Source organism: Polaribacter sp. IC073 (genome assembly GCF_007997075.1).
Classification (GTDB): Bacteria; Bacteroidota; Bacteroidia; order Flavobacteriales; family Flavobacteriaceae; genus Polaribacter.
This window is the reverse complement of sequence record NZ_VORS01000003.1, coordinates 332,327-357,030: the sequence shown is the minus strand read 5'-3', so window position 1 is coordinate 357,030 and position 24,704 is coordinate 332,327. Positions and strand designations below refer to the sequence as shown.

General features: G+C 33.3%; 20 protein-coding genes and 2 tRNA genes. 21 read left to right on the top strand and 1 reads right to left on the bottom strand.

The genetic code is table 11. The annotated features are described in order from the left end of the window. Positions 1 to 47: 47 nt before the first annotated feature. The 9 genes from ES045_RS06900 (at position 48) to ES045_RS06860 (ending at position 9,184) form a co-directional block, all read left to right on the top strand. Complete coding sequence (locus tag ES045_RS06900) at positions 48 to 737, top strand: MotA/TolQ/ExbB proton channel family protein (RefSeq protein ID WP_147114462.1); 690 nt, start codon at positions 48 to 50, stop codon at positions 735 to 737. 119 nt (positions 738 to 856) lie between these two features. Further along, positions 857 to 1,249 (top strand): ExbD/TolR family protein, encoded by a 393-nt coding sequence (locus tag ES045_RS06895; RefSeq protein WP_147114459.1) that lies wholly within the window; start codon positions 857 to 859, stop codon positions 1,247 to 1,249. A gap of 38 nt (positions 1,250 to 1,287) precedes the next feature. Beyond that, positions 1,288 to 2,115 (top strand): energy transducer TonB, encoded by an 828-nt coding sequence (locus tag ES045_RS06890; protein WP_147114456.1) that lies wholly within the window; start codon positions 1,288 to 1,290, stop codon positions 2,113 to 2,115. 68 nt (positions 2,116 to 2,183) lie between these two features. Further along, entirely contained in the window at positions 2,184 to 3,392 is a 1,209-nt protein-coding gene (locus ES045_RS06885; protein ID WP_147114453.1) for a bifunctional folylpolyglutamate synthase/dihydrofolate synthase, read from the top strand. Between the two features lie 59 nt (positions 3,393 to 3,451). Continuing rightward, positions 3,452 to 3,526: transfer RNA gene (locus ES045_RS06880), tRNA-Val, on the top strand. A gap of 468 nt (positions 3,527 to 3,994) precedes the next feature. Next, positions 3,995 to 4,069 (top strand) — tRNA-Val (locus tag ES045_RS06875). Between the two features lie 367 nt (positions 4,070 to 4,436). After that, positions 4,437 to 5,387 carry a GDP-L-fucose synthase family protein gene (locus tag ES045_RS06870; protein ID WP_147114450.1) on the top strand — a complete coding sequence of 317 codons (951 nt, stop codon included), beginning with the start codon at positions 4,437 to 4,439 and terminating at the stop codon, positions 5,385 to 5,387. 1,681 nt (positions 5,388 to 7,068) lie between these two features. Beyond that, positions 7,069 to 8,190 (top strand): GDP-mannose 4,6-dehydratase, encoded by a 1,122-nt coding sequence (gmd, locus tag ES045_RS06865; protein WP_147114447.1) that lies wholly within the window; start codon positions 7,069 to 7,071, stop codon positions 8,188 to 8,190. A 55-nt stretch (positions 8,191 to 8,245) separates the two neighbouring features. Further along, the gene (locus tag ES045_RS06860; RefSeq protein ID WP_147114444.1) at positions 8,246 to 9,184 is read left to right on the top strand and encodes a Gfo/Idh/MocA family protein; all 939 of its coding nucleotides are present in this window, start codon (positions 8,246 to 8,248) and stop codon (positions 9,182 to 9,184) included. A gap of 831 nt (positions 9,185 to 10,015) precedes the next feature. Here the strand turns inward: ES045_RS06860 and ES045_RS16725 are convergent. Further along, positions 10,016 to 10,147 (bottom strand): hypothetical protein, encoded by a 132-nt coding sequence (locus tag ES045_RS16725; RefSeq protein ID WP_262712858.1) that lies wholly within the window; start codon positions 10,145 to 10,147, stop codon positions 10,016 to 10,018. A 665-nt stretch (positions 10,148 to 10,812) separates the two neighbouring features. On the opposite strand from ES045_RS16725, the gene ES045_RS06855 reads away from it, so the two are divergent. The 12 genes from ES045_RS06855 to ES045_RS06800 all read left to right on the top strand — a co-directional run bounded on the left by ES045_RS06855 (position 10,813) and on the right by ES045_RS06800 (position 24,695). Continuing rightward, positions 10,813 to 11,190 (top strand): HU family DNA-binding protein, encoded by a 378-nt coding sequence (locus ES045_RS06855; protein WP_147114441.1) that lies wholly within the window; start codon positions 10,813 to 10,815, stop codon positions 11,188 to 11,190. A 668-nt stretch (positions 11,191 to 11,858) separates the two neighbouring features. Further along, positions 11,859 to 12,287: an adenylyltransferase/cytidyltransferase family protein gene (locus ES045_RS06850; protein ID WP_147114438.1), complete on the top strand. Its 429-nt coding sequence runs from the start codon at positions 11,859 to 11,861 to the stop codon at positions 12,285 to 12,287. Positions 12,288 to 13,041: 754 nt separating this feature from the next. Then, complete coding sequence (locus ES045_RS06845) at positions 13,042 to 14,367, top strand: UDP-glucose dehydrogenase family protein (protein ID WP_147114435.1); 1,326 nt, start codon at positions 13,042 to 13,044, stop codon at positions 14,365 to 14,367. A 100-nt stretch (positions 14,368 to 14,467) separates the two neighbouring features. Beyond that, complete coding sequence (locus ES045_RS06840) at positions 14,468 to 15,448, top strand: SDR family oxidoreductase (RefSeq protein WP_147114432.1); 981 nt, start codon at positions 14,468 to 14,470, stop codon at positions 15,446 to 15,448. A gap of 64 nt (positions 15,449 to 15,512) precedes the next feature. After that, entirely contained in the window at positions 15,513 to 15,869 is a 357-nt protein-coding gene (locus tag ES045_RS06835) for a four helix bundle protein (protein WP_147114429.1), read from the top strand. A gap of 58 nt (positions 15,870 to 15,927) precedes the next feature. Continuing rightward, complete coding sequence (locus ES045_RS06830; RefSeq protein WP_147114425.1) at positions 15,928 to 17,265, top strand: nucleotide sugar dehydrogenase; 1,338 nt, start codon at positions 15,928 to 15,930, stop codon at positions 17,263 to 17,265. An 86-nt stretch (positions 17,266 to 17,351) separates the two neighbouring features. Further along, positions 17,352 to 18,677 carry a UDP-glucose dehydrogenase family protein gene (locus ES045_RS06825; RefSeq protein WP_147114422.1) on the top strand — a complete coding sequence of 442 codons (1,326 nt, stop codon included), beginning with the start codon at positions 17,352 to 17,354 and terminating at the stop codon, positions 18,675 to 18,677. Positions 18,678 to 18,727: 50 nt separating this feature from the next. Beyond that, positions 18,728 to 20,242 carry an MATE family efflux transporter gene (locus ES045_RS06820; protein ID WP_147114419.1) on the top strand — a complete coding sequence of 505 codons (1,515 nt, stop codon included), beginning with the start codon at positions 18,728 to 18,730 and terminating at the stop codon, positions 20,240 to 20,242. Between the two features lie 4 nt (positions 20,243 to 20,246). Then, the gene (locus ES045_RS06815; RefSeq protein WP_147114416.1) at positions 20,247 to 21,542 is read left to right on the top strand and encodes a Coenzyme F420 hydrogenase/dehydrogenase, beta subunit C-terminal domain; all 1,296 of its coding nucleotides are present in this window, start codon (positions 20,247 to 20,249) and stop codon (positions 21,540 to 21,542) included. Positions 21,543 to 21,545: 3 nt separating this feature from the next. After that, positions 21,546 to 22,646 (top strand): polysaccharide pyruvyl transferase family protein, encoded by a 1,101-nt coding sequence (locus ES045_RS06810; protein ID WP_147114413.1) that lies wholly within the window; start codon positions 21,546 to 21,548, stop codon positions 22,644 to 22,646. Positions 22,647 to 22,653: 7 nt separating this feature from the next. After that, complete coding sequence (locus tag ES045_RS06805; RefSeq protein WP_147114410.1) at positions 22,654 to 23,622, top strand: glycosyltransferase family 2 protein; 969 nt, start codon at positions 22,654 to 22,656, stop codon at positions 23,620 to 23,622. Then, the gene (locus tag ES045_RS06800; RefSeq protein WP_147114408.1) at positions 23,622 to 24,695 is read left to right on the top strand and encodes an EpsG family protein; all 1,074 of its coding nucleotides are present in this window, start codon (positions 23,622 to 23,624) and stop codon (positions 24,693 to 24,695) included. Before ES045_RS06805 ends, ES045_RS06800 begins: the two co-directional genes overlap by 1 nt. The last annotated feature ends 9 nt before the right edge of the window (positions 24,696 to 24,704 follow it).

Genomic DNA, 24,704 nt, shown 5'->3' with positions numbered 1-24,704 from the left:
AAAAAAGGAATAGTCGTTAATAGGTAAGAACTTTAAATCAATCGTAAATGTGGTCATTTTTTCAAGAAAATAAAGAGGTGTTAGCAGAAGCTGTTTCCGAAGAGAAAACACTCTCTATCTATAAATTAATTATGGATGGTGGTTTAGGAGGTCAAATAATCATTGCGCTTTTAGTTGTATTGCTAACAATTGCATTGTATATTTATTTCGAACGCTTTTTTGCTATAAAATCAGCAGCAAAAATTGATGAGAATTTTATGAATCAAATTCGAGATTATATTTCCAATGGCAAGTTAGAAGCGGCAGATTCACTTTGTAAAAGCAAGAATACACCAACGGCACGTTTGATTGGAAAAGGAATTTCTAGAATAGGAAAACCTTTAGATGACATCAATACGGCCATTGAAACTGCAGGAAAGTTAGAAGTGTATCAACTAGAAAAAAATGTAAGTGTTTTGGCTACGATTGCAGGTGTTGCGCCAATGATTGGTTTCTTAGGAACTGTCATTGGAATGATCATTGCAATTCATGAAATAGCAAATGCTGGCGGACAAATAGATATAAAATTACTTTCAGACGGCTTGTATACAGCCATGACAACTACAGTTGGTGGTTTAATTGTTGGTATTATTGCTTACAGTACGTACAATCACTTGGTGGTTAGAACGGATAAAGTAGTGTATCAAATGGAAGCGAAATCTGTAGAGTTTTTAGATTTATTAAACGAACCTGTATAAAAGGTTCAAGATGGAACGTTTTAGGTTCAAAGGGGCGGATTTTGAATTGGTAGTCATGCTATTTTTTAATATTTTGAACCCAACCTTAAACTTTGAATTTTAAACATTGAATATTTAGTATGAATTTACGCGGAAGAAATAAAGTAGATCCAACATTCAATATGTCATCCATGACAGATATTGTTTTTTTATTGTTGATATTTTTCATGCTCACATCAACTTTAGTTACGGTAAGTGCCATTGATGTTTTGCTGCCAAAAGCAGGCGGAAAAACAGAGAATAGTAAATCTGTAGCCGTTTCAATTACAAATAATTCAATTTTTTATATCGATAAAACAGAAGTCACTTCCGCTAATTTAGAAAGTGAGATTTTAAGAAAAGTAGGAACTGACAAGCAAAAAACGATTATTATTCGTGGAGACAAAGAGGTGCCTTATAAAAATGTGATGAAAGTGATTGACATTGCAAATAAGAATAAATTAAAAATGATTTTAGCTGTAGAAGGCAAATAAAAACGTTGGCACTTCGAGCGCAGTCGAGAAGTAAAACTATGCAAATATTAAACACAACACATAAACGCAAATCGGCAGTAATTACTGCGCTTATTCTGATGCTTTTCATCTTCGGGATCTTTAATTATGGGATGCAGTATTTAGATCCGCCAGAAGAATATGGTTTGGCAATCAATTTCGGAGACTCAGCTGTTGGTAGCGGAGAACCTGTTGCCGAATCTAAAAAAATAGCTCCAAAAGAAGTTGTGAAAGAAGAAGAAATTGTAGCAGAGGTACAGGAAACTCCGAAAGAAGTTCTCAAAGAAGAAATTATTACAAATTACACTTCCAAAGACGTTCCTGTTGTAGAAAAAGTCAAAGAAAAGAAAAAAGAACCGCTCAAAGAGGTTGTGAAAAAGGAAGTTCCGAAAGAAAAGCCGAAGCCAAAACCATCGAAAGAAAATCAAGATGCCTTAAATAAATTGTTAAACGGAAACTCATCCGAAGGAAAACCAAAAGGAGAAGGTGATGACAAGGTAGAAGGTGTAAAAGGGCAAGAAGGAGGAGATTCCAATTCTTCTAAATATTATGGCAATACAGGCAGCGGTGCTGGTGGCGATTATAATTTAGCAGGAAGAAAAGCATTGTCTACACCCAAAAGACAACCAAATTGCCAAGAAGAAGGCATTGTCGTTGTTCGAATTACAGTAGATAAAAACGGAAAAGTAATCAGTGCATTTCCGGGTGTAAAAGGAACCACAAATACAGCACCTTGTTTGGCAAAACCAGCAAAAGAAGCTGCGTTAAGAACTCTTTGGAATTCAGATAAAGACGCTCCGTCAATTCAAACCGGAACCATTATTTATAAGTTTTCATTGTCTAAATAATCACTTACATTTGTTGCTTATTAATTGTTCTGCTGCGCTTGTCGAAGCATATTTTCAATCCATTATAAATGACGTATAAAGAAACCTTAGATTGGATGTTTGCGCAATTGCCAATGTACCAAAGAGAAGGCAAAACAGCATTCAAAAAAGATTTAACCAATACCCTCGCGTTGTCAAAAGAATTAAACTTCCCAGACAAGAAGTTTAAATCGATTCATGTGGGTGGCACAAACGGAAAAGGATCTACAAGTCATCTGTTGGCTTCTATGTTACAAGAAGCAGGCTATAAGGTTGGTTTGTACACATCGCCGCATTTAAAAAACTTCACAGAAAGAATAAGAATCAATGGAGAAGAAATTCCGAAGCGAAAAATAACAGCATTTATAAGTAAGCACAAAGATTTTTTAGCGCAACAAAAGCTATCCTTTTTTGAAATGACCGTAGGTTTGGCTTTTGATTATTTTGCTTCCCAAAAAGTAGACATTGCCATTGTTGAGGTTGGTTTAGGCGGACGGTTAGATTCTACAAATATTATTACGCCAGAAATAGCTGTCATTACAAATATCGGTTTAGACCATACACAGTTTCTAGGAGAAACATTGCCAGAAATTGCCTTTGAAAAAGCAGGAATTATAAAAAAGAATGTTCCGGTTATTATTGGTGAAGAGCAAATAGCAGTCAAAAATGTTTTTTTAGCGAAAGCAGCAGCAGAAAAAGCACCCATTTACTTTGCTTCAGATGAAGTAGGTAGGTATCAAACGGATTTGTTAGGTGATTACCAAGAGAAAAATACCAAAACAGCTGTTGCAGCAATAAAAAAGTTAAAAGGATTTCAAGTTTCCGAAGAAAATATTAAAAACGGATTGCTACACGTGGTAAAAAACACCAATTTAAAAGGAAGGTGGCAGATTTTACAAGAGCATCCAAAGGTGATTTGTGATACGGCGCATAATAAAGAAGGTTTAGAAATTGTTTTAAATCAGCTTCAAAAAGAACAAGGAAAGCAGCTTCACATTGTATTAGGAGTTGTTTCAGATAAGAAATTAGAAGACCTTTTACCTCTTTTTCCTAAAGCAGCCAGCTATTATTTTTGCAAACCCAACATACCAAGAGGCATGTCTGAAGCTGTTTTACAGGAAAAAGCAACCGCATTTGATCTATTTGGAAAAAAATATGCATCTGTAGAAGAAGCATATAAGGCTTCGTTACGTTCTGCTAATCAAGAAGATGTAATCTATGTTGGCGGGAGTACTTTTGTAGTAGCTGAAATTATTTAAATAAAAGATGTTTTTTGTTTGGTATCTCTAAAAACGGTGCTATATTTGCAACCGCTTAAGGGCAATTAGCTCAGTTGGTTCAGAGCATCTCGTTTACACCGAGAGGGTCGGGGGTTCGAATCCCTCATTGCCCACATCAAATACAATCCTGTCGATTTTTCGACAGGATTTTTTATTTTAGAAAAAGCTGAAGCTTGCTTCGTGATTTTTCTAAAATAAAAAAGACATTATGAGCGGAGCTCATGAGGATTGTATTTGCAGTAGCGGTTTCAATTGGGGATCTGCAATCCCTCATTGCTCACATCAATTACAATCCTGTCGAATTTTCGACAGGATTTCGTTCTTAAAAAAATAGCAGCTTGCTTCATGGTTTTATAAAAATAAAAAAAAGACGGTATGAGCGGAGCTCATAAGGATTGTGTTTGCAGTAGTGGTTTCAGTATGAGGTATCTAATTCCTTGTTGCTTAAAAAAGTAAATTCAAAAGCTCACACTATTTGCGCGTTTTTTTTTAGCATTAAAATATTTTTTCATTTAAAAATAAAATTCTACCACTTTTTTGTTTGGTATGTCTAAAATCTATATTATATTTGCATCCGCTAAGGGCAATTAGCTCAGTTGGTTCAGAGCATCTCGTTTACACCGAGAGGGTCGGGGGTTCGAATCCCTCATTGCCCACATCAAATACAATCCTGTCGATTTTTCGACAGGATTTTTTATTTTAGAAAAAGCTGAAGCTTGCTTCGTGATTTTTCTAAAATAAAAAAGACATTATGAGCGTAGCTCATGAGGATTGTATTTGCAGTAGCGGTTTCAATCGGGGATCTCTAATCCCTCAATACTTACCACGGTAAAATGCAGCAGAATTCCTAAAGTTTTTTTGTGTCTAAAAATATTTTTTTAAAACATTAAATTATCCTCAATAAAATAATCCTTTTTGTATTTTTGTTTTTAGAGACTGTTAAGGTTTATCGAAAGTTTCATTTATTTTAGATTTTTACAAATTTGAAGGAATGACATTTTTATATCATAGAAATTATAGGCAATGAATACATCAACAAAAATATATATTGCAGGACATAAGGGAATGGTCGGTTCTGCTGTTTGGAGAGCCTTAGAAAAGAAAGGTTATCATAATTTACTAGGCAAAACGAGTGCAGCCTTAGATTTAAGAAATCAGCAAGAAGTACTTCATTTTTTTGAAACCGAGAAACCAGAAGTTGTCATCGATGCTGCTGCCAAAGTGGGTGGTATTTTAGCGAATAGTGATTTTCCTTACCAGTTTTTAATGGAAAATATGCAAATCCAAAATAACTTAATTGATGGAGCATTAAAGTCAGGGATCGAGAAATTTATTTTTTTAGGAAGTTCTTGCATTTATCCCAAATTTGCTCCACAGCCATTAAAAGAAGAACACCTATTAACAGCTTCTTTAGAGCCAACAAATGAATGGTATGCCATTGCGAAAATAACGGGAGTGAAGGCTTGTGAGGCAATAAGAAAACAATTCAATAAAGATTATGTGAGTTTAATGCCCACCAACTTATATGGCACACATGATAATTTCGATTTGAAAACATCTCATGTATTGCCTGCCATGTTGCGTAAGTTTCATGAAGCGAAGCTAAACGATAATGCTCCTGTTGAATTATGGGGAAGCGGAACACCAATGCGCGAGTTTTTATTTGTAGATGATATGGCAGCAGCAGTTGTGTATGCTTTAGAAAATGAATTGCCAGAACATTTGTACAATGTAGGTTCAGGAAAAGATATTACTATAAAAGAATTGGCAGAAACAATTCAAAAAGTAACGGGGCATCAAGGAGCGATTTTGTGGGATTCATCAAAACCAGACGGAACGCCAAGAAAATTAATGGATGTTTCTAAAATGAAAAAAATTGGTTGGCAATATACCACAGCGTTAGAAGAAGGAATAGAGAAAACATACCATTGGTTTTTGGAGAATATAGAGGATGTTAAGGAAGTGAAAATGTAGCAACGTTTTTCGATATTCGTTGTGCGTTCATTGAAACTGAAAAAGGGAAAGAAAGACAAAGACTAAGACAAAGACTAAAACGAAGACAAAGACTAAGACTAGTTAAGGAAGGAGATAATGTTAGCGTTAAAGGCAGGAACAACGTTAATGTCAAAGTCAAGGTGTATAAAAAAGACAAAGACTAAGACTAGCTAAGGAAGGAGGTGATGTTAGCGTTAAAGGCAGGAACTAAGACTAAGACTAAGACAAAGACAAAGACTAGCTGGGGAAGAAGATAATGTTAGCGTTAAAGGCAGAAACTAAGACTAAGACAAAGACTTGGGTTAAGACAAAGACTAAGACAAAGACTAAAACGAAGACAAAGACTAAGACTAGTTAAGGAAGGAGATAATGTTAGCGTTAAAGGCAGGAACAACGTTAATGTCAAAGTCAAGGTGTATAAAAAAGACAAAGACTAAGACTAGCTAAGGAAGGAGGTGATGTTAGCGTTAAAGGCAGGAACTAAGACTAAGACAAAGACAAAGACAAAGACTAGCTGGGGAAGAAGATAATGTTAGCGTTAAAGGCAGAAACTAAGACTAAGACAAAGACTTGGGTTAAGACAAAAACAAAGTCAAAGTCAAAGTCAAAGTCAGAAAAAAGACAAAGACTAGCTGGGGAAGAAGATAATGTTAGCGTTAAAGGCAGAAACTAAGACTAAGACAAAGACAAAGACAAAGACTAGCTAGGGAAGAAGATAATGTTAGCGTTAAAGGCAGAAACTAAGACAAAGGCTAAAACTTAGATTAGGACAATATCAAAGTCAACGTTTTAGTCAAAGTCAAGGTGTACAAAAAAGACAAAGACTAAGACAAAGACAAAGACTAGCTAAGGAAGGAGATAATGTTAGCGTTAAAGGCAGGAACTAAAACAAAGACTAAGACTTGGATTAAGACAAAAACAAAGTCAACGTTTTAGTCAACGTCAAAGTCAGAAAAAAGACAAAGACAAAGACTAGCTGAGGAAGAAGATAATGTTAGCGTTAAAGGCAGGAACTAAGACAAAGGCTAAAACTTAGATTAGGACAATATCAAAGTCAACGTTTTAGTCAACGTCAAAGTCAGAAAAAAGACAAAGACTAGCTGGGGAAGAAGATAATGTTAGCGTTAAAGGCAGAAACTAAGACAAAGACTAAGACTTGGGTTAAGACAAAAACAAAGTCAATGTTTTAGTCAAAGTCAAAGTCAGAAAAAAGACTAAGACTAGCTAAGGAAGGAGGTGATGTTAGCGTTAAAGGCAGGAACTAAAACAAAGTCAACGTTTTAGTCAAAGTCAAGGTGTATAAAAAAGACAAAGACTAAGACAAAGACAAAGACTAGCTAAGGAAGAAGATAATGTTAGCGTTAAAGGCAGAAACTAAGACTAAGACTAAGACAAAGACTAAGACTTGGGTTAAGACAAAAACAAAGTCTAGGTCAAAGTCAAAGTCAGAAAAAAGACAAAGACTAAGACTGGGTGGAGAAGGAAGTCAACGTCAAAGTCAAAATCAAAGTCAAAGTCAAAGTCAAAGTCAAAATCAAAGTCAAAGTAATACTAAGACAAAGACGCAGATTAGAACAAAAACAAAGTCAACGTTTTAGTCAAAGTCAAAAGGCAACGTCAAAGTCAATGTTAGACTTGGACAAAGTTAATAAAGAAAATAATGGAAAAACAAAAAGTAGCATTTATAACAGGAGTAACAGGGCAAGATGGCGCTTATTTAAGTGAGTTTTTATTAAAAAAAGGATATCAAGTCCACGGTATGAAGAGAAGATCTTCTTTATTTAATACCGATAGAATAGATCATTTGTATCAAGATCCGCATGTAGATAACAGAAATTTCTTCTTGCATTATGGAGATATGACCGATAGTACGAATATCACGCGTTTGATAAAAGAAATTCAGCCAGATGAAATCTATAATTTGGCAGCGATGAGTCATGTTGCAGTCTCTTTTGAAACTCCAGAATATACCGGGAATGCAGATGGATTAGGAACCTTGCGAATTTTAGATGCGGTTCGTTTGTTAGGTTTAGAGAAAAAAACAAGAATTTACCAAGCTTCTACATCAGAACTGTATGGAAAAGTACAAGAAGTTCCGCAGTCTGAAACGACCCCCTTTTATCCGCGTTCACCGTATGCAGTTGCGAAGATGTATGCTTATTGGATTGCAGTAAACTACAGGGAAGCATACGGAATGTACACTTGTAATGGAATTCTTTTTAATCATGAATCGCCCTTAAGAGGAGAGACTTTTGTGACTCGGAAAATTACCAGAGCAGCCTCTCGAATAGCATTGGGGTTACAAGATAAACTATATCTTGGAAACTTAGATGCGAAAAGAGATTGGGGCCATGCAAAAGATTATGTGCGCATGATGTGGATGATTTTACAAGCAGAAGAAGCAGAAGATTGGGTAATTGCAACGGGTAAGACAACGTCTGTAAGAGATTTTGTAAGAATGAGTTTTGCTGAAGTGGGGGTTACATTAGAATTTAAAGGAGCAGGAGTTGATGAGAGAGCCTATGTAAAAGCATGTGACAACTCAAAATATCAAATAGAAATAGGAAAGGAAATATTGGCGGTAGATCCTAAATACTTTAGGCCAACAGAAGTAGATTTGTTAATTGGAGATCCTACAAAAGCAAATACCAAATTAGGTTGGATTCCAGAGCATGATTTACAATCTCTTGTAAAAGATATGATGAAAAATGATGTGCGGTTAATGGAGAAAGATCAGTATTTAAAAGAAGGAGGATATATGACTCTAAACTACTTTGAGTAAAGTGAATGGAGCTTTTAAGTTTCTAAAAATGACTAGTTAAAAATCAGTAAAAAAAATGAAGAATTTTGCATTAATAGGCGCTGCAGGTTATATTGCACCAAGACATTTAAAAGCAATTCAAGATACCAATAACAATTTAATAGCAGCCCTAGATAAGTTTGATTCTGTGGGGGTGATGGATCGCTATTTTCCGAATGCAGATTTTTTCGTGGAGTTTGAAAGATTCGACCGTTACATCGAAAAATTAAAGAGAAATCAGAACATCAACTTAGATTACGTGAGTATTTGTACGCCAAATTATTTGCACGACTCTCATATAAGAATGGCGTTAAGAAGAGGGGCAGATGCCATTTGTGAAAAACCAATTGTTTTAAATCCTTGGAATATTGATGCTTTAGCCGCGATAGAAAAAGAATCTGAAGGAAAAATAAATACCATTCTTCAATTAAGATTGCATGATGCTATTATTGCGTTAAAAAACAACGTGGATTTAACGAACAAGAAAAACAAGTACGACATCGATTTAACCTACATCACGTCAAGAGGAAAGTGGTATGATATTTCTTGGAAAGGAGATGAAGCAAAATCAGGCGGAATTGCAACAAACATCGGCGTTCATTTCTATGACATGTTGTCTTGGATCTTTGGTGATGTTCAAGAGAATGTTGTTCATTTGAGAGAGAAAAACAAAGCAGCAGGCTATTTAGAGTTTGAAAATGCAAGAGTGCGTTGGTTTTTGTCAATTGATGAGCATGACCTTCCGAAAGAAATTAAGGAAAAACAGCAGAGAACTTTCAGGTCGATCACAATAGATAATGAAGAGCTAGAGTTTAGTAATGGTTTTACAGAGTTGCACACGGAAAGTTACAAGAAAATACTTTTAAATAAAGGGTTCGGACTGGAAGAAGTGAGAAGTTCTATTGAAATTGTGCATGATATTCGAAATACAGGCATTGCAACATCAGGTGAAAAACACCCCTTTTTAAGTAAATAAAGCATATTTATAGGAAAGGATCATAAAATAAGAAATTACCGCTTACGGATATTTCAATCCAATACGCAAAGAGCATTTAGGATACTTTAAGAGTGCTATTGCCATACTTTTTTTGCCATGAGTTAAATATAAAATGCATCAATTTATATAAATGGTCAAAGTCAATTTTAGAAACAAAAACTAAGACTAGCTGGGGAAGGGAGATAATGTTAGCGTTAAAGGCAGGAACTAAGACTAAGACTAAAACTTAGATTAGGACGAAAACAAAGTCAACGTCTTAGTCAACGTCAAAGTCAGAAAAAAGACAAAGACTAAGACAAGCTAAGGAAGGGAGATAATGTTAGCGTTAAAGGGAGGAACAACGTTAATGACAAAGTCAATGTCAATGTTTGTGAGAAAGATAAGTATTTAGTAGTGAGTCAAGTAATTGGGTTCAGGCAAAAATAAAGTCAATGTCTAAGTCAAAGTCAGAAAAAAGACTAAGACAAAGACAAAGACTAGCTAAGGAAGGGGGTGATGTTAGCGTTAAAGGCAGGAACTAGGACGAAGACAAAGACTTCGATTAGGGCAAAAACAAAGTCAACGTTTTAGTCAACGTCAAAGTCAGAAAAAAGACAAAGACTAAGACAAAGACAAAGACTAGCTGGGGAAGGAGATAATGTTAGCGTTAAATGCAGAAACGAAGACTAAGACAAAGACTTAGATTAGGATAATATCAAAGTCAAAGTAAAAGTCAAGGTCAACGTCAGAAAAAAAGACAAGGACTTCGAGTAGTACAAAAACAAGGTCAATGTCAACGTCAAAGTCAAAGTCAGAAAAAAAGACAAATACTTAGATTAGGACAATGTCTAGGTCAACGTCAAAATCAACATCAACTTCAACATCAACATCAACATCAACATCAACGTCTAAAAGAGGGGGAAATGTATTTGCAAGAACCTGTACTTCAGATATTTGATGCATTTGAACTCGTTTTGTTTCAGTAAAAAGCAACCATCCATACAAGAGTTGTTCTAAAGTGTTGTTTGCTAACGATCAATGACCAAATTCATTAAAAATACACTGTAAAAATTAGGGAATTAACAACTAATAGCAGCACAAGCCTCTTCAAAAGATGAAAAGTAAATTTATTAAAAGCGCTTAAGAGCGCTTTATGCAGCTGTTTTGTAGATAAGTGTACCAAAACTACTTAAGATCTTGAATCGTTCACAAAACAATCTTTAAAATGTTAATAAGTCTAAGTTAATATGCTATATCGGGTGTAGATGATAATTGTATATTTACACATATCAAAAAAGCCTTCAAGTTGGTGCTTAAAGACTTTTTTAAAATGGTAACACTTTAAGAAGTGTTTTGTTTTGATTCTAGACTTCAAAATTACAATACTTCTTAAAACTTACCAAAAAAATTAGTATAATTTTTAATGCAGCACATCGAGCTGCCAGGTAAGGTATGACTTAATTTTATTTTCACGAACTCCATTAGGTGGTTGTTGCTTAATGTTTTACCACTTAAAATCGTGCGTGGTTGGGTGCTTGTCACAGAGTTTTTAAAGCGAAGATAGAGATGTCGTACAACGATCTCTTTAAATAAAAGTTGTAATTTTTAAATTTTTAAAGGAAACCATTATGGTAAAAGTAACAGTAATAGAACGTCCTAATCCGCAGGACAGAGTAGCGGCCAATAAGTTTTATGCACAAGCAATTGCAACAGGTACAACCGATTTAGAAAGGTTGGCGTATTTAGTTTCCAATCAAAGTACGGTAAGAGAAGCAGACTGTTATGCCGTTTTGTTGTCTTTGTTGCACAATGTAGCAGATGAGTTAGCGCAAGGCAAAATTGTAAAGCTAGATAAGTTGGGGTCTTTTCAAATAGGAATAAACTCAGAAGGGATGGCTACAAGAGAGGAGTTGTCGGTAAGTGCTATTAAAAAAGCGCATATCAATTTTAGACCAGACAAACGTTTGCGTTCGATGCTAAACAATGTGGATTTCACATTCAAATAATAGGTATTGTACATTGTTTAAGGAGTCCCGATGCTATATCGGGACTTTTTTTTTCTTCTTTTTTCATTCTTACCTCAAAAACTTCCCATACTTTTTGTAAAAAGATAGGTAACTTTTTGCAAAAAGTAGCGGTACTTTTAAGTAAAAGAAAGGATACTTTTTAAAAAAGTATCCTTTCTTTTTTTTTATTTCTTTTTAAGCAGGGTAATCGTGTGTTTCTTCGGGGTTTTGTCTAGGAGCGAAAACCCTAAAACCTCCATTGCGCCACTCGAATCCGTCATTTCTCCATTCGAATTCGTCATTGCGAGGCACAAAGCAATCTCATTGGTAGGAGTGATTCACAAACAGATTGCCGCGTCGTACCTCCTGGTAATGCCACTCGAATCCGTCATTTCTCCACTCGAATCTGTTATTGCGAGGCAGGAAGCAATCTCATGGGAGGAGTGATTCACAAACAGATTGCCGCGTTGTACCTCCTCGCAATGACGGCTGACTAACAACAAGATTGCCGTGTCGTACCTCTTCGCAATGCCGGTTTCAGGTTAGAGGAAGTACAACCTTCTATTGAAATTGTGCATGATGTTCGAAATACAGCCATTGCAACATCAGGTGAAAAACACCCCTTTTTAAACTAAAAAATTAACACTACATTTGTCAAAAATGAAAAGATGAAAATAGGAATTACCTTCAGTTCATTTGATTTATTGCACGCCGGACATATCACCATGTTAGAGGATGCAAAAAATCAATGCGACTACTTAATCTGTGCATTGCAAACAGATCCTACAATAGATAGGCCTGAAAAAAATAGGCCTGTACAGTCTGTCGTAGAAAGATACATTCAGCTAAATGGCTGTAAATATGTGGATGAAATTGTGCCCTACGCTACAGAGCAAGATTTAGAAGATATTTTAAGATCGTTTAAAATTGATGTCCGTATTATTGGAGATGAATATGCTAGTAAGCAATTTAGTGGAAGACAATATTGTGAAGAAAAAGGGATCGAGTTGTACTTTAACAAAAGAGAACACCGTTTTTCTAGCAGCGGACTCAGAAGAGAAGTACAAGAAAAAGAAAACTTAAAAAAAAAGCCTTGATAAAGACTTAGACAAATACTTCGAGTAGGACAAAACAAGGTCAAAGTAGAATTAAGACTAAGACAAAGGCTAAGACAAAGACTAAAACTAAGACAAAGACAAAGACAAAGACTAGATTAGGAATGGGGATGATGTCAGCGTTAAAGTAAGACAAAGACAAAGACTTAGAGTAGGACAAAACAAAGTCAATGTCAACGTCAAAGTCAGACTAAGACTTAGAGTAGGACAATATCAAAGTCAAGGTCAACGTCAAAGTAAGACAAAGACAAAGACAAAGACTAGGTTAGGAATGGGGATAATGTCAGCGTTAAAGTAAGACTAAAACTAAGACAAAGACTTCGATTAGGGCAAAAACAAAGTCAAAGTAATACAAAGGCTAAGACTAAGACAAAGACTAGATTAGGAATGGGGATAATGTTAGCGTTTAAGTCAGAAACTAAAACTAAGACAATATCAAAGTCAAGGTCAAAGTCAGAAAAAAAGACAAAGATTTCGAGTAGTACAAAAACAATATCAAAGTCAAAGTCAACGTCAACGTCAAAGTCAAAGTCAACGTCATAAAAAAGACAAAGACTTCGATTAGGACAATATCAAAGTCAAGGTCAACGTCATAAAAAAGACAAATACTTAGAGTAGGACAAAACAAAGTCAATATCTACGTCAAAGTCAGAAACAATATAAATACTTAGAGTAGGACAAAAACAACGTCAACTTTTAGAAGAACGTTCGCGTAAGCGAAAAAAATAAATAGATAATGAATATAGCTGTCATAGGTTCTGGCTACGTAGGGTTAGTTTCTGGTGTTTGTTTTTCAGAAATGGGAAACAACGTTACTTGTGTAGACATCGATCAAAATAAAATTGAAAAATTAGAAAAAGGGATCCTTCCTATTTTTGAACCCGGTTTAGAAGCGATGGTGCTGAAGAACGTACAAAATAAAAATTTATTTTTCACAACGAATTTAGGAAAAGCAATTAGTGACGCCGAAATCGTTTTTATAGCCGTCGGAACTCCTATGGGAGCGGATGGAGCAGCAGACTTGCAGTACGTTTTAGCGGTCGCAAAGTCCATCGGAGAAACCATGCAAAAAAGATTGGTTGTTGTAGACAAGTCTACGGTGCCTGTTGGTACCGCGGCTAAAGTGAAAGCAACCATTCAAGCGGAATTAGATATCCGAAAATCAGAAGTGTTGTTTGATGTGGTCTCGAATCCAGAGTTTTTAAAAGAAGGCGCTGCCATAGATGATTTTATGAAACCAGATCGCGTGGTCATTGGTGCAGATTCAACGCATGCTTTTGAGTTGATGAAACAATTGTATTCTCCTTTTTTTAGAACGCATGACCGTTTTATTACGATGGATATTCGTTCTGCAGAAATGACAAAATATGCTGCCAATGCCATGTTGGCGACCAAAATTTCATTTATGAATGAGATTGCAAATATTTGTGAAAGAGTCGGTGCAGATGCCAATCAGGTTAGAATTGGTATTGGATCCGATAAAAGAATCGGGTACAGTTTTATATACCCAGGTGCAGGGTATGGTGGTTCTTGTTTTCCGAAAGATGTGAAAGCATTGCAAAAAATAGCAGCAGAACACGGATACAATGCAAAATTAATAGCTTCTGTAGCAAAGGTAAATGATGCACAGAAACTAGTCATTTCCAATAAAGTAATCAAACGCTTTGGAGAAGATTTAACAGGAATGACTTTTGCATTGTGGGGATTGGCGTTTAAACCAGGAACGGATGACATGCGGGAAGCACCTGCCATTTATACAATAAAAGAATTGGTAAAGAGAGGCGCAAAAGTGAAAGCCTATGATCCGAAAGCAATCGCAGAAGCAAAAGAGTTTTATTTAAAAGGAATCGAAAATATAACCTATGGCACTTCTAAATATGAAGTGTTACAAAATGCGGATGCACTCATTTTATTAACAGAATGGAAAGAGTTTCGTTCTCCAGATTTTATAGAAATCAAACAGCAATTGAAGCATCCTGTTATTTTTGATGGTAGAAATCAGTACAATGCCTTTAATTTAGCAGCAAAAGGATTTGAGTATTATCAAATAGGGAAAGAGTAGTACTGTTTTAGATACTGTCAGTTGTTTTTTTAAAATTGATTTAGAAATTCAATTGAAAAAAAAACCTTTTATGTACATTTGCCATTAAGAAAAAATTGAAATGGAAGTTAATTTAGCAGGTAAAAATATTTTAGTTACAGGAGGCGCCGGCTTCATAGGGTCTAATTTATGTGAACAATTATTATTAAAAGGAAACAATGTTGTTTGTTTAGATAATTTTGCGACAGGTAAAAGAGAAAACTTAGAAGGATTTAAGAATCATGAGAATTTTACGCTAATTGAAGGCGATATTCGGAATTTAGACGATTGCTTAAAAGCGACTAAAGAAGTAGACTATGTGTTACATCAGGCTGCTTTAGGTTCTGTGCCAAGATCTATTCAAGACCCAATAACTTCAAATGAGGTAAATGTTACGGGTTTTTTAAACATGTTAGTTGCGGCAAGAGATAACCATGTAAAGAGATTTGTATATGCCGCAAGTTCTTCTACCTACGGAGATTCGGAAGCGCTGCCAAAGGTTGAAGACACAATCGGGAAGCCACTTTCTCCTTATGCCATTACAAAATATGTAAATGAATTATATGCAGATATCTTTTCTAAAACGTATGGTTTAGAAACAATAGGCTTGCGTTATTTTAATGTTTTCGGGCGCAGACAAGATCCTAATGGAGCGTATGCAGCCGTAATTCCAAAATTTGTGAGCCAATTGATGAATTTAGAGTCTCCAGTAATCAACGGAGATGGAAATTATTCAAGAGACTTTACCTACATAGACAATGTTGTACAAGCAAATTTTTTAAGTCTGTTGGCAGATAAAAAAGCGGTGAATACCGTTTATAATGTCGCTTATGGAGATCGGAATACCTTAAATGATTTGATGGGGTATTTGAAAGAATATTTGTCTGAATTTAATCCAGAAATTAAGGATGTTGCGATTATAAATGGACCGAATAGACAGGGAGACATTCCGCATTCACATGCAAGTGTAGCCAAAGCGAAGACCTTATTAAAGTACAATCCGCAGTATTCTTTACAAAAAGGATTGAAAGAAGCTGTCAGTTGGTATTGGGAAAATCTTTAGTGGTGAAGAGTGTTGAGTGAAGTGTGACTGGTGGTGTGTGAAGAGTGATAAAAAAAAGAAAAGAATGATATTAAGTTACAGGGATTTAAATGTTTGGCAAAATTCTATGAATTTGGTTGAAGATGTTTATAAAATGACTGCGAACTTCCCTAAGGAAGAAAAGTATGGGTTAATATCACAGATTAGAAGATGTAGTGTTTCAATACCTTCTAATATTTCGGAAGGCTTTATGAGAAAAAACACAAAAGAATATATACAGTTTATATACATATCATTGGGTTCTTTAGGAGAATTGGATACCCAGATGGAAATAGCTGTTAGATTAAAATTTATAGAAGAGCAAAAAGATTTTAATGAAAAGTTATTACTAATTAGAAAGCAATTGTATAGTATGGTTAAAAGTTTAAAAACAAGATTGTAATTATAATCAACACCAAACACTATATACTAATTTTAGTATTAGTCTTTAAAAAAAGAAAATGAAAAAAGAAATACAAAATATAAACGCTACCACTACCGAGCACCTAGCACTCACCACTAATCCCCGTATCGCAATTATAGGTTTAGGATATGTTGGCTTGCCATTAGCAAGACTTTTTGCTACAAAATATCCGGTTGTAGGTTTTGATATCAATACAGAGAGAATCACAGCGTTAATGTCTGGGGTAGACAGCACGTTGGAAGTAGATAACCATACTTTACAAGCTGTTTTAGTGGAAGACACTACAACAGAAAACGGGTTGTTTTGTACAAACTCTTTAGAGAAAATAAAAGAGTGCAACTATTACATCGTAACCGTTCCCACGCCTGTAGATAAAAACAACAGACCTATTCTCACACCTTTAATAAAGGCAAGTGAAACAGTAGGGAGTGTCCTTAAAAAAGGAGACATTGTTATTTATGAATCTACAGTATATCCAGGGGCAACAGAAGAAGATTGCATTCCGGTTTTAGAAAGCGTTTCAGGGCTAAAATACAATGTAGACTTTTTTGCAGGCTATTCTCCAGAAAGAATCAACCCAGGAGACAAAGAACACACCGTAGAGAAAATATTAAAAGTAACCTCAGGTTCGAACCCACAGATAGGTAAAAAAGTAGACGATTTATACAAGTCTGTGATTGTTGCAGGTACGCATTTAGCGCCCACCATTAAGGTTGCAGAAGCTTCAAAAGTAATAGAAAACTCACAAAGAGACATTAACATTGCGTTTGTAAATGAATTGGCAAAGATTTTTAATTTAATGGACATCAATACCCACGATGTTTTAGAAGCAGCGGGAACTAAGTGGAATTTCTTGCCTTTTAAACCAGGTTTGGTTGGCGGACATTGCATTGGTGTAGATCCGTATTATTTAGCACAAAAGGCACAAGACTATGGCTATAATCCTGAGATTATTTTGGCAGGAAGACGCATGAATGACAGCATGGGAGCATATGTGGCTGCTGAGGTTGTAAAATTGATGATTAAAAAAGATATTCGGATTAAAGATGCTGAAATTTTAGTGCTAGGAATTACGTTTAAAGAAAACTGTCCGGATGTTCGGAATACGAAGGCGGTGGATGTAATCGCGGCTTTAAAAGAATACGGAGTACATGTGACTATTTATGATCCTTGGGCTAATGTAGGAGAGGTAATGCATGAATATAATTTAGTTTCTGTAAAAGAGCTGCCTAAAGAGAAATTTGATGGGGTTGTTTTAACGGTGTCGCATGATGAGTTTAAAGAGTTGGATTTTGCTGCCTTAAAAAAAGAGATTGCTGTTGTATATGATGTGAAAAATATTCTTGCTGACGAAGTAAAAGATAAGAATTTATAAAATAAGAATAGTGCTTTATAAGTAATAAATAAAGTAATGTTTTCAACGGAGAATTAAGAAAAAGGTTCAAAAATAAAAGAGAAATAATGAATATTGCTGTTATAGGTTCTGGTTATGTTGGTTTGGTTTCAGGGACTTGTTTTTCAGAAATGGGAAATAAGGTAACTTGTGTAGACATCGATAAAGAGAAAATTGAAAAATTAAATAACGGAATTCTTCCTATTTATGAGCCTGGTTTAGAACCAATGGTTCTAAAAAATCTAAAAAATAAAAACCTTTTTTTTACAACAGAATTAGCAGATGCTATTAAAACAGCAGAAATTGTTTTTATAGCTGTAGGCACCCCTATGGGAGCTGATGGTGCTGCGGACTTACAGTACGTAATAGCTGTTGCAGAATCTATTGGTAAAAGAATGGTGAAACGTTTGGTGGTTGTAGATAAGTCTACAGTACCTGTTGGTACTGCGGATAAAGTAAAAGCAACGATTCAAAGAGAATTAGACACTAGGAAATCGGACTTGTTATTTGATGTTGTTTCAAATCCTGAGTTCTTAAAAGAAGGAGTAGCGATTGAGGATTTTATGAAACCGGATAGAGTTGTAATTGGTGCAGACTCTGAGTATGCTTTTGAGTTAATGAAACAATTGTATTCTCCCTTTTTCAGAACCCACGATCGTTTTATAACAATGGATGTGCGTTCGGCAGAAATGACGAAGTATGCTGCAAACGCAATGTTGGCAACAAAAATATCCTTTATGAATGAGATTGCAAATATTTGCGAAAGGGTAGGAGCAGATGCAAATCAAGTAAGAATTGGTATTGGTTCAGATAATAGAATTGGCTATAGTTTTATATACCCAGGAGCTGGCTATGGAGGTTCTTGTTTTCCGAAAGATGTCAAAGCACTAAGAAAAATAGCGGAAGAAAATAATTATGACGCGAAGTTAATTGCTTCTGTAGAGAAGGTGAATGATGCTCAAAAACTAGTGATAGCTCAGAAAATTGTAAAAAGATTTGGCGAAGACTTAACAGGATTAACTTTTGGTTTATGGGGGTTAGCCTTTAAACCCGGAACGGATGATATGCGAGAAGCACCATCAATTTATGTTATTAAAGAGTTAGTAAAAAGAGGGGCTAAAATAAAAGCCTATGATCCAAAAGGCATGAAAGAAGCACGGGAGTTTTATTTGAAAGATGTAGAAAATATCTCATATTTAGATTCTAAGTACGATGTTGTTAAAGATTCGAATGCATTAATCCTTTTAACAGAGTGGAAAGAATTTAGATCTCCGGATTTTGTAGAAATAAAACAACAATTAATAACTCCTATAATCTTTGATGGAAGAAATCAATATAATGCTTTCAGCTTAGAGGAAAAAGGATTTGAATATTTCCAGATTGGAAAGAATTAATCCTTAAAAGAAACTTACTTATATTTTAAATAAGAAAAATAGTATTATAGATGTCTTCAAGCAAAATAGCTAAAAATTCCATGTTCTTATATATAAGAATGTTCCTAATTACGGGAGTAACCTTATATACCTCAAGAGAAGTGCTTAATTTATTAGGAGTGTCTGATTATGGTATTTATAATTTAGTTGCTGGTATTGTTGCAATGGTAGGTTTTTTTAACTCTGCAATGGCCACAGCAACGCAACGGTACTTATCTTTTGATATCGGAAATAATGATATTCATAAGTTGTCCAAAACTTTTAGCATAAGCTTAACTATACATTTTGGTATAGCTATTTTGGTTCTACTTTTAGCTGAAACAATTGGGCTTTGGTACGTGAATTGTAAAATGGTATTACCGGAAGATAGATTATATGCAGCCAATATTATTTATCAGTTTTCAGTTTTTTCTTTTTTTGTAAAAATAATTCAGGTACCATATAATGCATTAATAATAGCAAGAGAACGTATGAAAGTTTTTGCTTTTGTAAGTATTTTGGAAGCTATTTTAAAATTAGGAGCAGTTTTTTTATTGTTTAGTTTTGGAACAGATAAACTTATTTTATACGGTTTTTTATCTTTTATAGTGGTATTGTTAATTAGGGTTATTTATCAAATTTATTGTAGGAAAAAATTTGTGGAATCTAAATTTAAACTACAATATGATAAAACTTATTTTAAGGAATTATTGATTTATTCAGGCTGGAATTTATTTGGTAATTTAGCTGCTGTAGCCCGAGGACAAGGTAATAATTTAGTGTTAAATTTATTTTTTGGAACAATAATTAATGCCGCATACGGAGTTACAATGCAGGTACAGAGCGCATTACGTGTTTTTGTAAATAATTTTCAGTTAGCGGCAAATCCACAAATAATCAAAAGTTACGCTCAAAACGATTTACAACGCACATATAGATTAATTTTTCAGAGCTCAAAATTTTCATTCTTTTTAACCCTACTTATAATTCTTCCAATATGGTATAATATCGAGTTTATTTTGAATATTTGGCTAATTCAAGTGCCTAAATATACTAATGATTTTATTAGATTATTATTGATGGTGATGTTGATTGACTCTATGTCAGGTTCTCTAATGACAGGAGTTCAAGCCACAGGTAAAATTAAATGGTATCAAATTATTGTTGGTACTTTAGTTTTTTTAAACCTACCTATAAGTTATTTTTTATTAAAGGTATTCTTTTTTCCGCCAACAATCGTTTTTAAAGTGATGATTGTTGTTTCTGTTATAACGCTTTTCTTTAGGTTGTATTTTTTGAAAAAAACATTGTATTTTCCTGTTTTTCATTATTTTAAGAAAGTTTTAACGCCAATAATTTTAGTGTTTTCACTTACTATAACTGTACTGTTTTATGTATTTTCTTTAATTCATGTCGAAAATTTATGGATTAATTTTATATTACGAACTCTTTTGATTGTTGCTATAAATATTAGTGTTGTTACTCTATTAGGTTTAACCAAATCAGAAAAAAAATTTATTAAAAATATTTTCTTGAGAAAAATTTAAAAAAATGAGTTTTGAAATAAAAGATATTGTAGAGGAAAATATGTGTATAGGATGTGGTTTATGTGTTTCTGAATCCCAGTCAAGTTCTATGGTATGGAATGAAAGTGGGTTTTTGGTGCCGGATACCACTAAAAAATTTTCTGAAGATGCAATAAAATTATGCCCATTTAATCCAGAACCAGAAGCTGATGTTTTTGATGAAGATAAATTAGCGAACTTGTATCTTCCAAATTCAAAAAATAGAGATGACAGAATTGGTAGATATGAAAGCACTTATATTGGGTACTCAAATCAATTTCGTAAAACTTCTTCATCTGGAGGAATAGCTACATTTATTTTTGAACAATTATTAGAACAAAAAATAGTAGACCATCTCTTTGTTGTTAAAGAGGTCGCAGGGACTTATAAATATCAATGGTTTGATAATATAAAAGAAATAAAAAATATGTCTAAAACAAGGTATATACCAGTAACTTTAGAAAGACTATTTAGAGAGATAGACGGTAAAGAAGGTAAAGTAGCAGTTTCCGGCGTAGCTTGTTTTGTAAAAGCCATACGCTTAAAACAATATTATTATCCACAATATAGAGATAAAATTCCATTTATAGTTGGGATTATTTGTGGAGGTTTTAAAAGTAAATTTTTTACTGATTATTTAACTCAAAAATCAGGTATAGAAGGAGATTACAAAAATCAAGAGTATCGAATAAAAGATAAAGATTCACTTGCATCTGATTATTCTTTTGGGGCCTATGATAAAAATAATAATTTTCATCAATTAAAAATGCGTAATGTTGGAGATATGTGGGGAACTGGATTATTTAAAGCTAATGCTTGTGACTTTTGCGATGACGTTACAACTGAATTGGCAGATATTTCCTTGGGAGATGCATGGTTGCCTGAATATAAAAAAGATGGATTAGGTAATAGTATTATAATTACAAGAAATACAATAGCAAATGAATTGATAGAAAAAGGTAAGCTAGCAAATTTACTTACAATTGATGTTGTGTCAAAAGAAAAAATAATTCAGTCTCAGAAAGGAAGTTTTACCCATAGGCAAGATTCTATTTTTTTTAGAAAAAAAATAGCAGGTGTTAAGCTAAAGAAACGAATAAAATTTAAAAAGAAAATAAAGCTGTCTTATAAATTAGTCCAAGTTTCTAGGAGAATGGTAAGACGTAAAAGTTTGGCCATATGGAAACTTAATAAAAACGCTTCAATTTTTAATAAAAAAATGAAATATTATCTTTTTATATTAAAAGTTGCCACTAAAATTAATCACAAAATAAGAAAATAATAGATGAAAAAAAAAATAGGTCTTTTAACGATGCCTCTTTTGAATAATTATGGAGGTATTATTCAGGTTGCGGCGCTATATCATTATTTAAAAGAAGAAGGTTTTGAACCATATATAATCGATAAAAAATACAATCAATCTAATTTAAAAGTTTTAATAAAAAAAATTTTAACTCATAATCCGTTTTATAAATTATATGATTATAATAATCATACACAACGAAGACTTCAATTAAAAAAAGTTCATGCGTTTATCGATAATTATTTTGAAAATAAAACAGACGAAGTCTTTAATGAAATTGATTTGAAGAGGGTTTCTCAACAATTTGATACTGTAGTTGTAGGTAGTGATCAGGTTTGGAGGCACAAGTATGTGAAAAATAATTTTGAACAATATTTTTTAAACTTTCTGAGCTCTAAACAAAATAAGGTTTCATATGCAGCATCCTTTGGAGTAGATGCTTGGGAGGGTGATGAAGCGTCTAAAAAACAGGTTAGTAAACTTCTAAGTAACTTTAATGCAGTTTCTGTTCGTGAAGATACAGGCGTAGCTCTTTGTGAAAATGTTTTTGGACACGAGAATGCTACTCATGTATTAGATCCCACATTTTTACCTGATGTTTCATTTTATGAATCCATTATTAAAATGGAGGTTCTAGATAAGAAAGTAGGGTTATTTAACTACGTGCTAGATGCTTCGATTGACAAGCAAGATATAATTAAAGATGTTTCTAATAAATTAAATTTAAATATTGACACAATTCACTTAGAAGAAAGGGAAGATAAAAACATTGAAAAACCATCTATAAGCGAATGGTTGTATCATTTAAAAAATGCAGACTTTATTATTACAGATTCTTTTCATGGTACTGTTTTTTCTATAATTTTTAATAAACAATTCATAACGATAGGTAATCCGGAAAGAGGAATGAGCAGGTTTAATTCTTTATTAAAAAAATTAAACCTTGATTTAAGGTTGATTTATCAAGAAGATAAAAATCAAATTGATACCTTGCTTCATAATAAAATTGATTATCAATTAGTCAATGCCAAATTAGCACTATTAAAAAAAGAATCTAAAAACTTTTTACTTTCTAATATTTAATCGTTAAATGAAAATTTCCATAATAATAGCTTTATACAATACCGAAGTTTACATAGAAAAATGCATTCGCTCTATATATAAAAATAACAAATTATTATTGAATGAATATGAGATTATAGTAATTAACGATGGTTCCACTGATAATAGCTCTAGAATTGTAGAAAATTTAAAAAAAGAGTATGCGAATTTACAATTGCTTCATAAGGCAAACGGAGGGCAAAGTACTGCGAGAAATTTAGGCTTTGCAAAAGCGAAAGGAGAATATATTTTTTGTTTAGATTCAGATGATTTTATTGATGCAGATGAATTAATAAAAGCATTAGAGTATATCGAAAAAAGAAATTTAGATATACTACCTATTGTTATTCGAAAATATGATGAGAATTATGAGAGACTAAAAGATAAGGAAGAAAATTATACCATTCTTCATAAAGTGTTTACCGGTGGTGACTTTATGAATAAGTTTGCCATTTCCGGCTCTATGTGCCGGTATTTATATAAAAAATCTATAATAAGTAAACATAAATTGCAGCTTACAGAAGGAATATATCATGAAGACGAAGAGTTTGTTATCAAGTTTATGAGTTATAGCAAAAGAGTTGCCTACGCACAAAATTTGGTTTACAACCAGGTTGTAAGACCAAGTTCTACGGTAAATAACAAGAATAAAATACATCGAAAAAAATTATTAAGCGATTTGTTGGTAGTAATAGATCATTTAATCCTGCATCGTGTCAATTTTAATAAAAATTCTTCAGTTTATAAAGGTATTACCAAAAAAATAGAGCAACTTATTATTTCTTTGTTTATTAGGATGAAATCAGATGGTTTAATTTATAAAGAAGTGAAAGACTTTAAAGTTAAGTTGCAATTAATGGATTTATATCCGATTAAGATAAAAGAGCTTAGTGTTAAATTTGAGGTCGCTGCTTTTTTTTTCAATAGTACCTTATTAAATAAACTTTATTATAAATAATGAACGATAATATTTTCTACATACAGGATTATTATCATTATTTAATATCATTTATAGGTATACTAATAATATTATCTTTCTTAAGCTATTTTAAAAATAAACGACCTAAATTTTCATTCACTATTCCAGTGATTTCCTTTGCATTATTTACAGTGTACTATATTGGAAATAGAAATGTCTATATTGGTGTAGATACGATAAGGTATGAAAATGCTTTTTTGTATTATAAGAATCTTCAAGAGTTTGAAATTAGAAAAGATTTATTTTATGATTTATTGTCTTTTTTAATTTCTAGATTTTCTGACTTTCAGACGTTATTGATTTTTTGCGCTTTTTTATATGTGTTTGGAGCATTATATGGTCTGAAAAAAATATTTAAAAAAGAATATTATTTGGCTTTTTTTGTTTTTTTAATCTCTCCTTATTTTTTTGGTAATGGTATAAGTGCTATTAGAAGTGGTGTCGCAGCATCTTTACTGTTATTAGGGCTAGGTGTTTATTATGAAAAGGGTAATACTTGGAAAGTTATCTTGTTGATTATTCTTAGTATATTATTTCATATTTCAATGTTTGTGCCTGTTCTTTTTTTATTTTTAACACGATTTGTTAAGAATACAAAAGCTATTTTTGTATTGTGGTCAATTAGTATTTTATTAGGCATTTTAAAAATTAACATTATAATGCCTGTTGTTGAAGCTTTTGATACATTTGCCTCTAGAATGGATACCTATGCCGTGAATGAAGGAGAGAGAGATTTTTGGATGAATTTCGTTATTTTTGGTTTTTTTCCGGTAGTATTTGCTGTTTATAACATACTTATTTTAAAATACAAAAATGATTTTTATAAATGGATTGTAAACGCTTATATGTTAATACATGTACCTTATATTGTGTTAATAAATAGTGAGTATGGGTTGCGATTAGGTTATCTAGCTGAGTTTATGATGCCAATAATCCTCATATTTCCTTTATTAATTGATCCTAAAATAAAAATTAAGTATGTTCATTTAAAGTTAGGTATTCTTATTTTCTGTGTGTTTATGATCAAAGCATATAAAGTTTTATTAAAATAATTGTTAAAA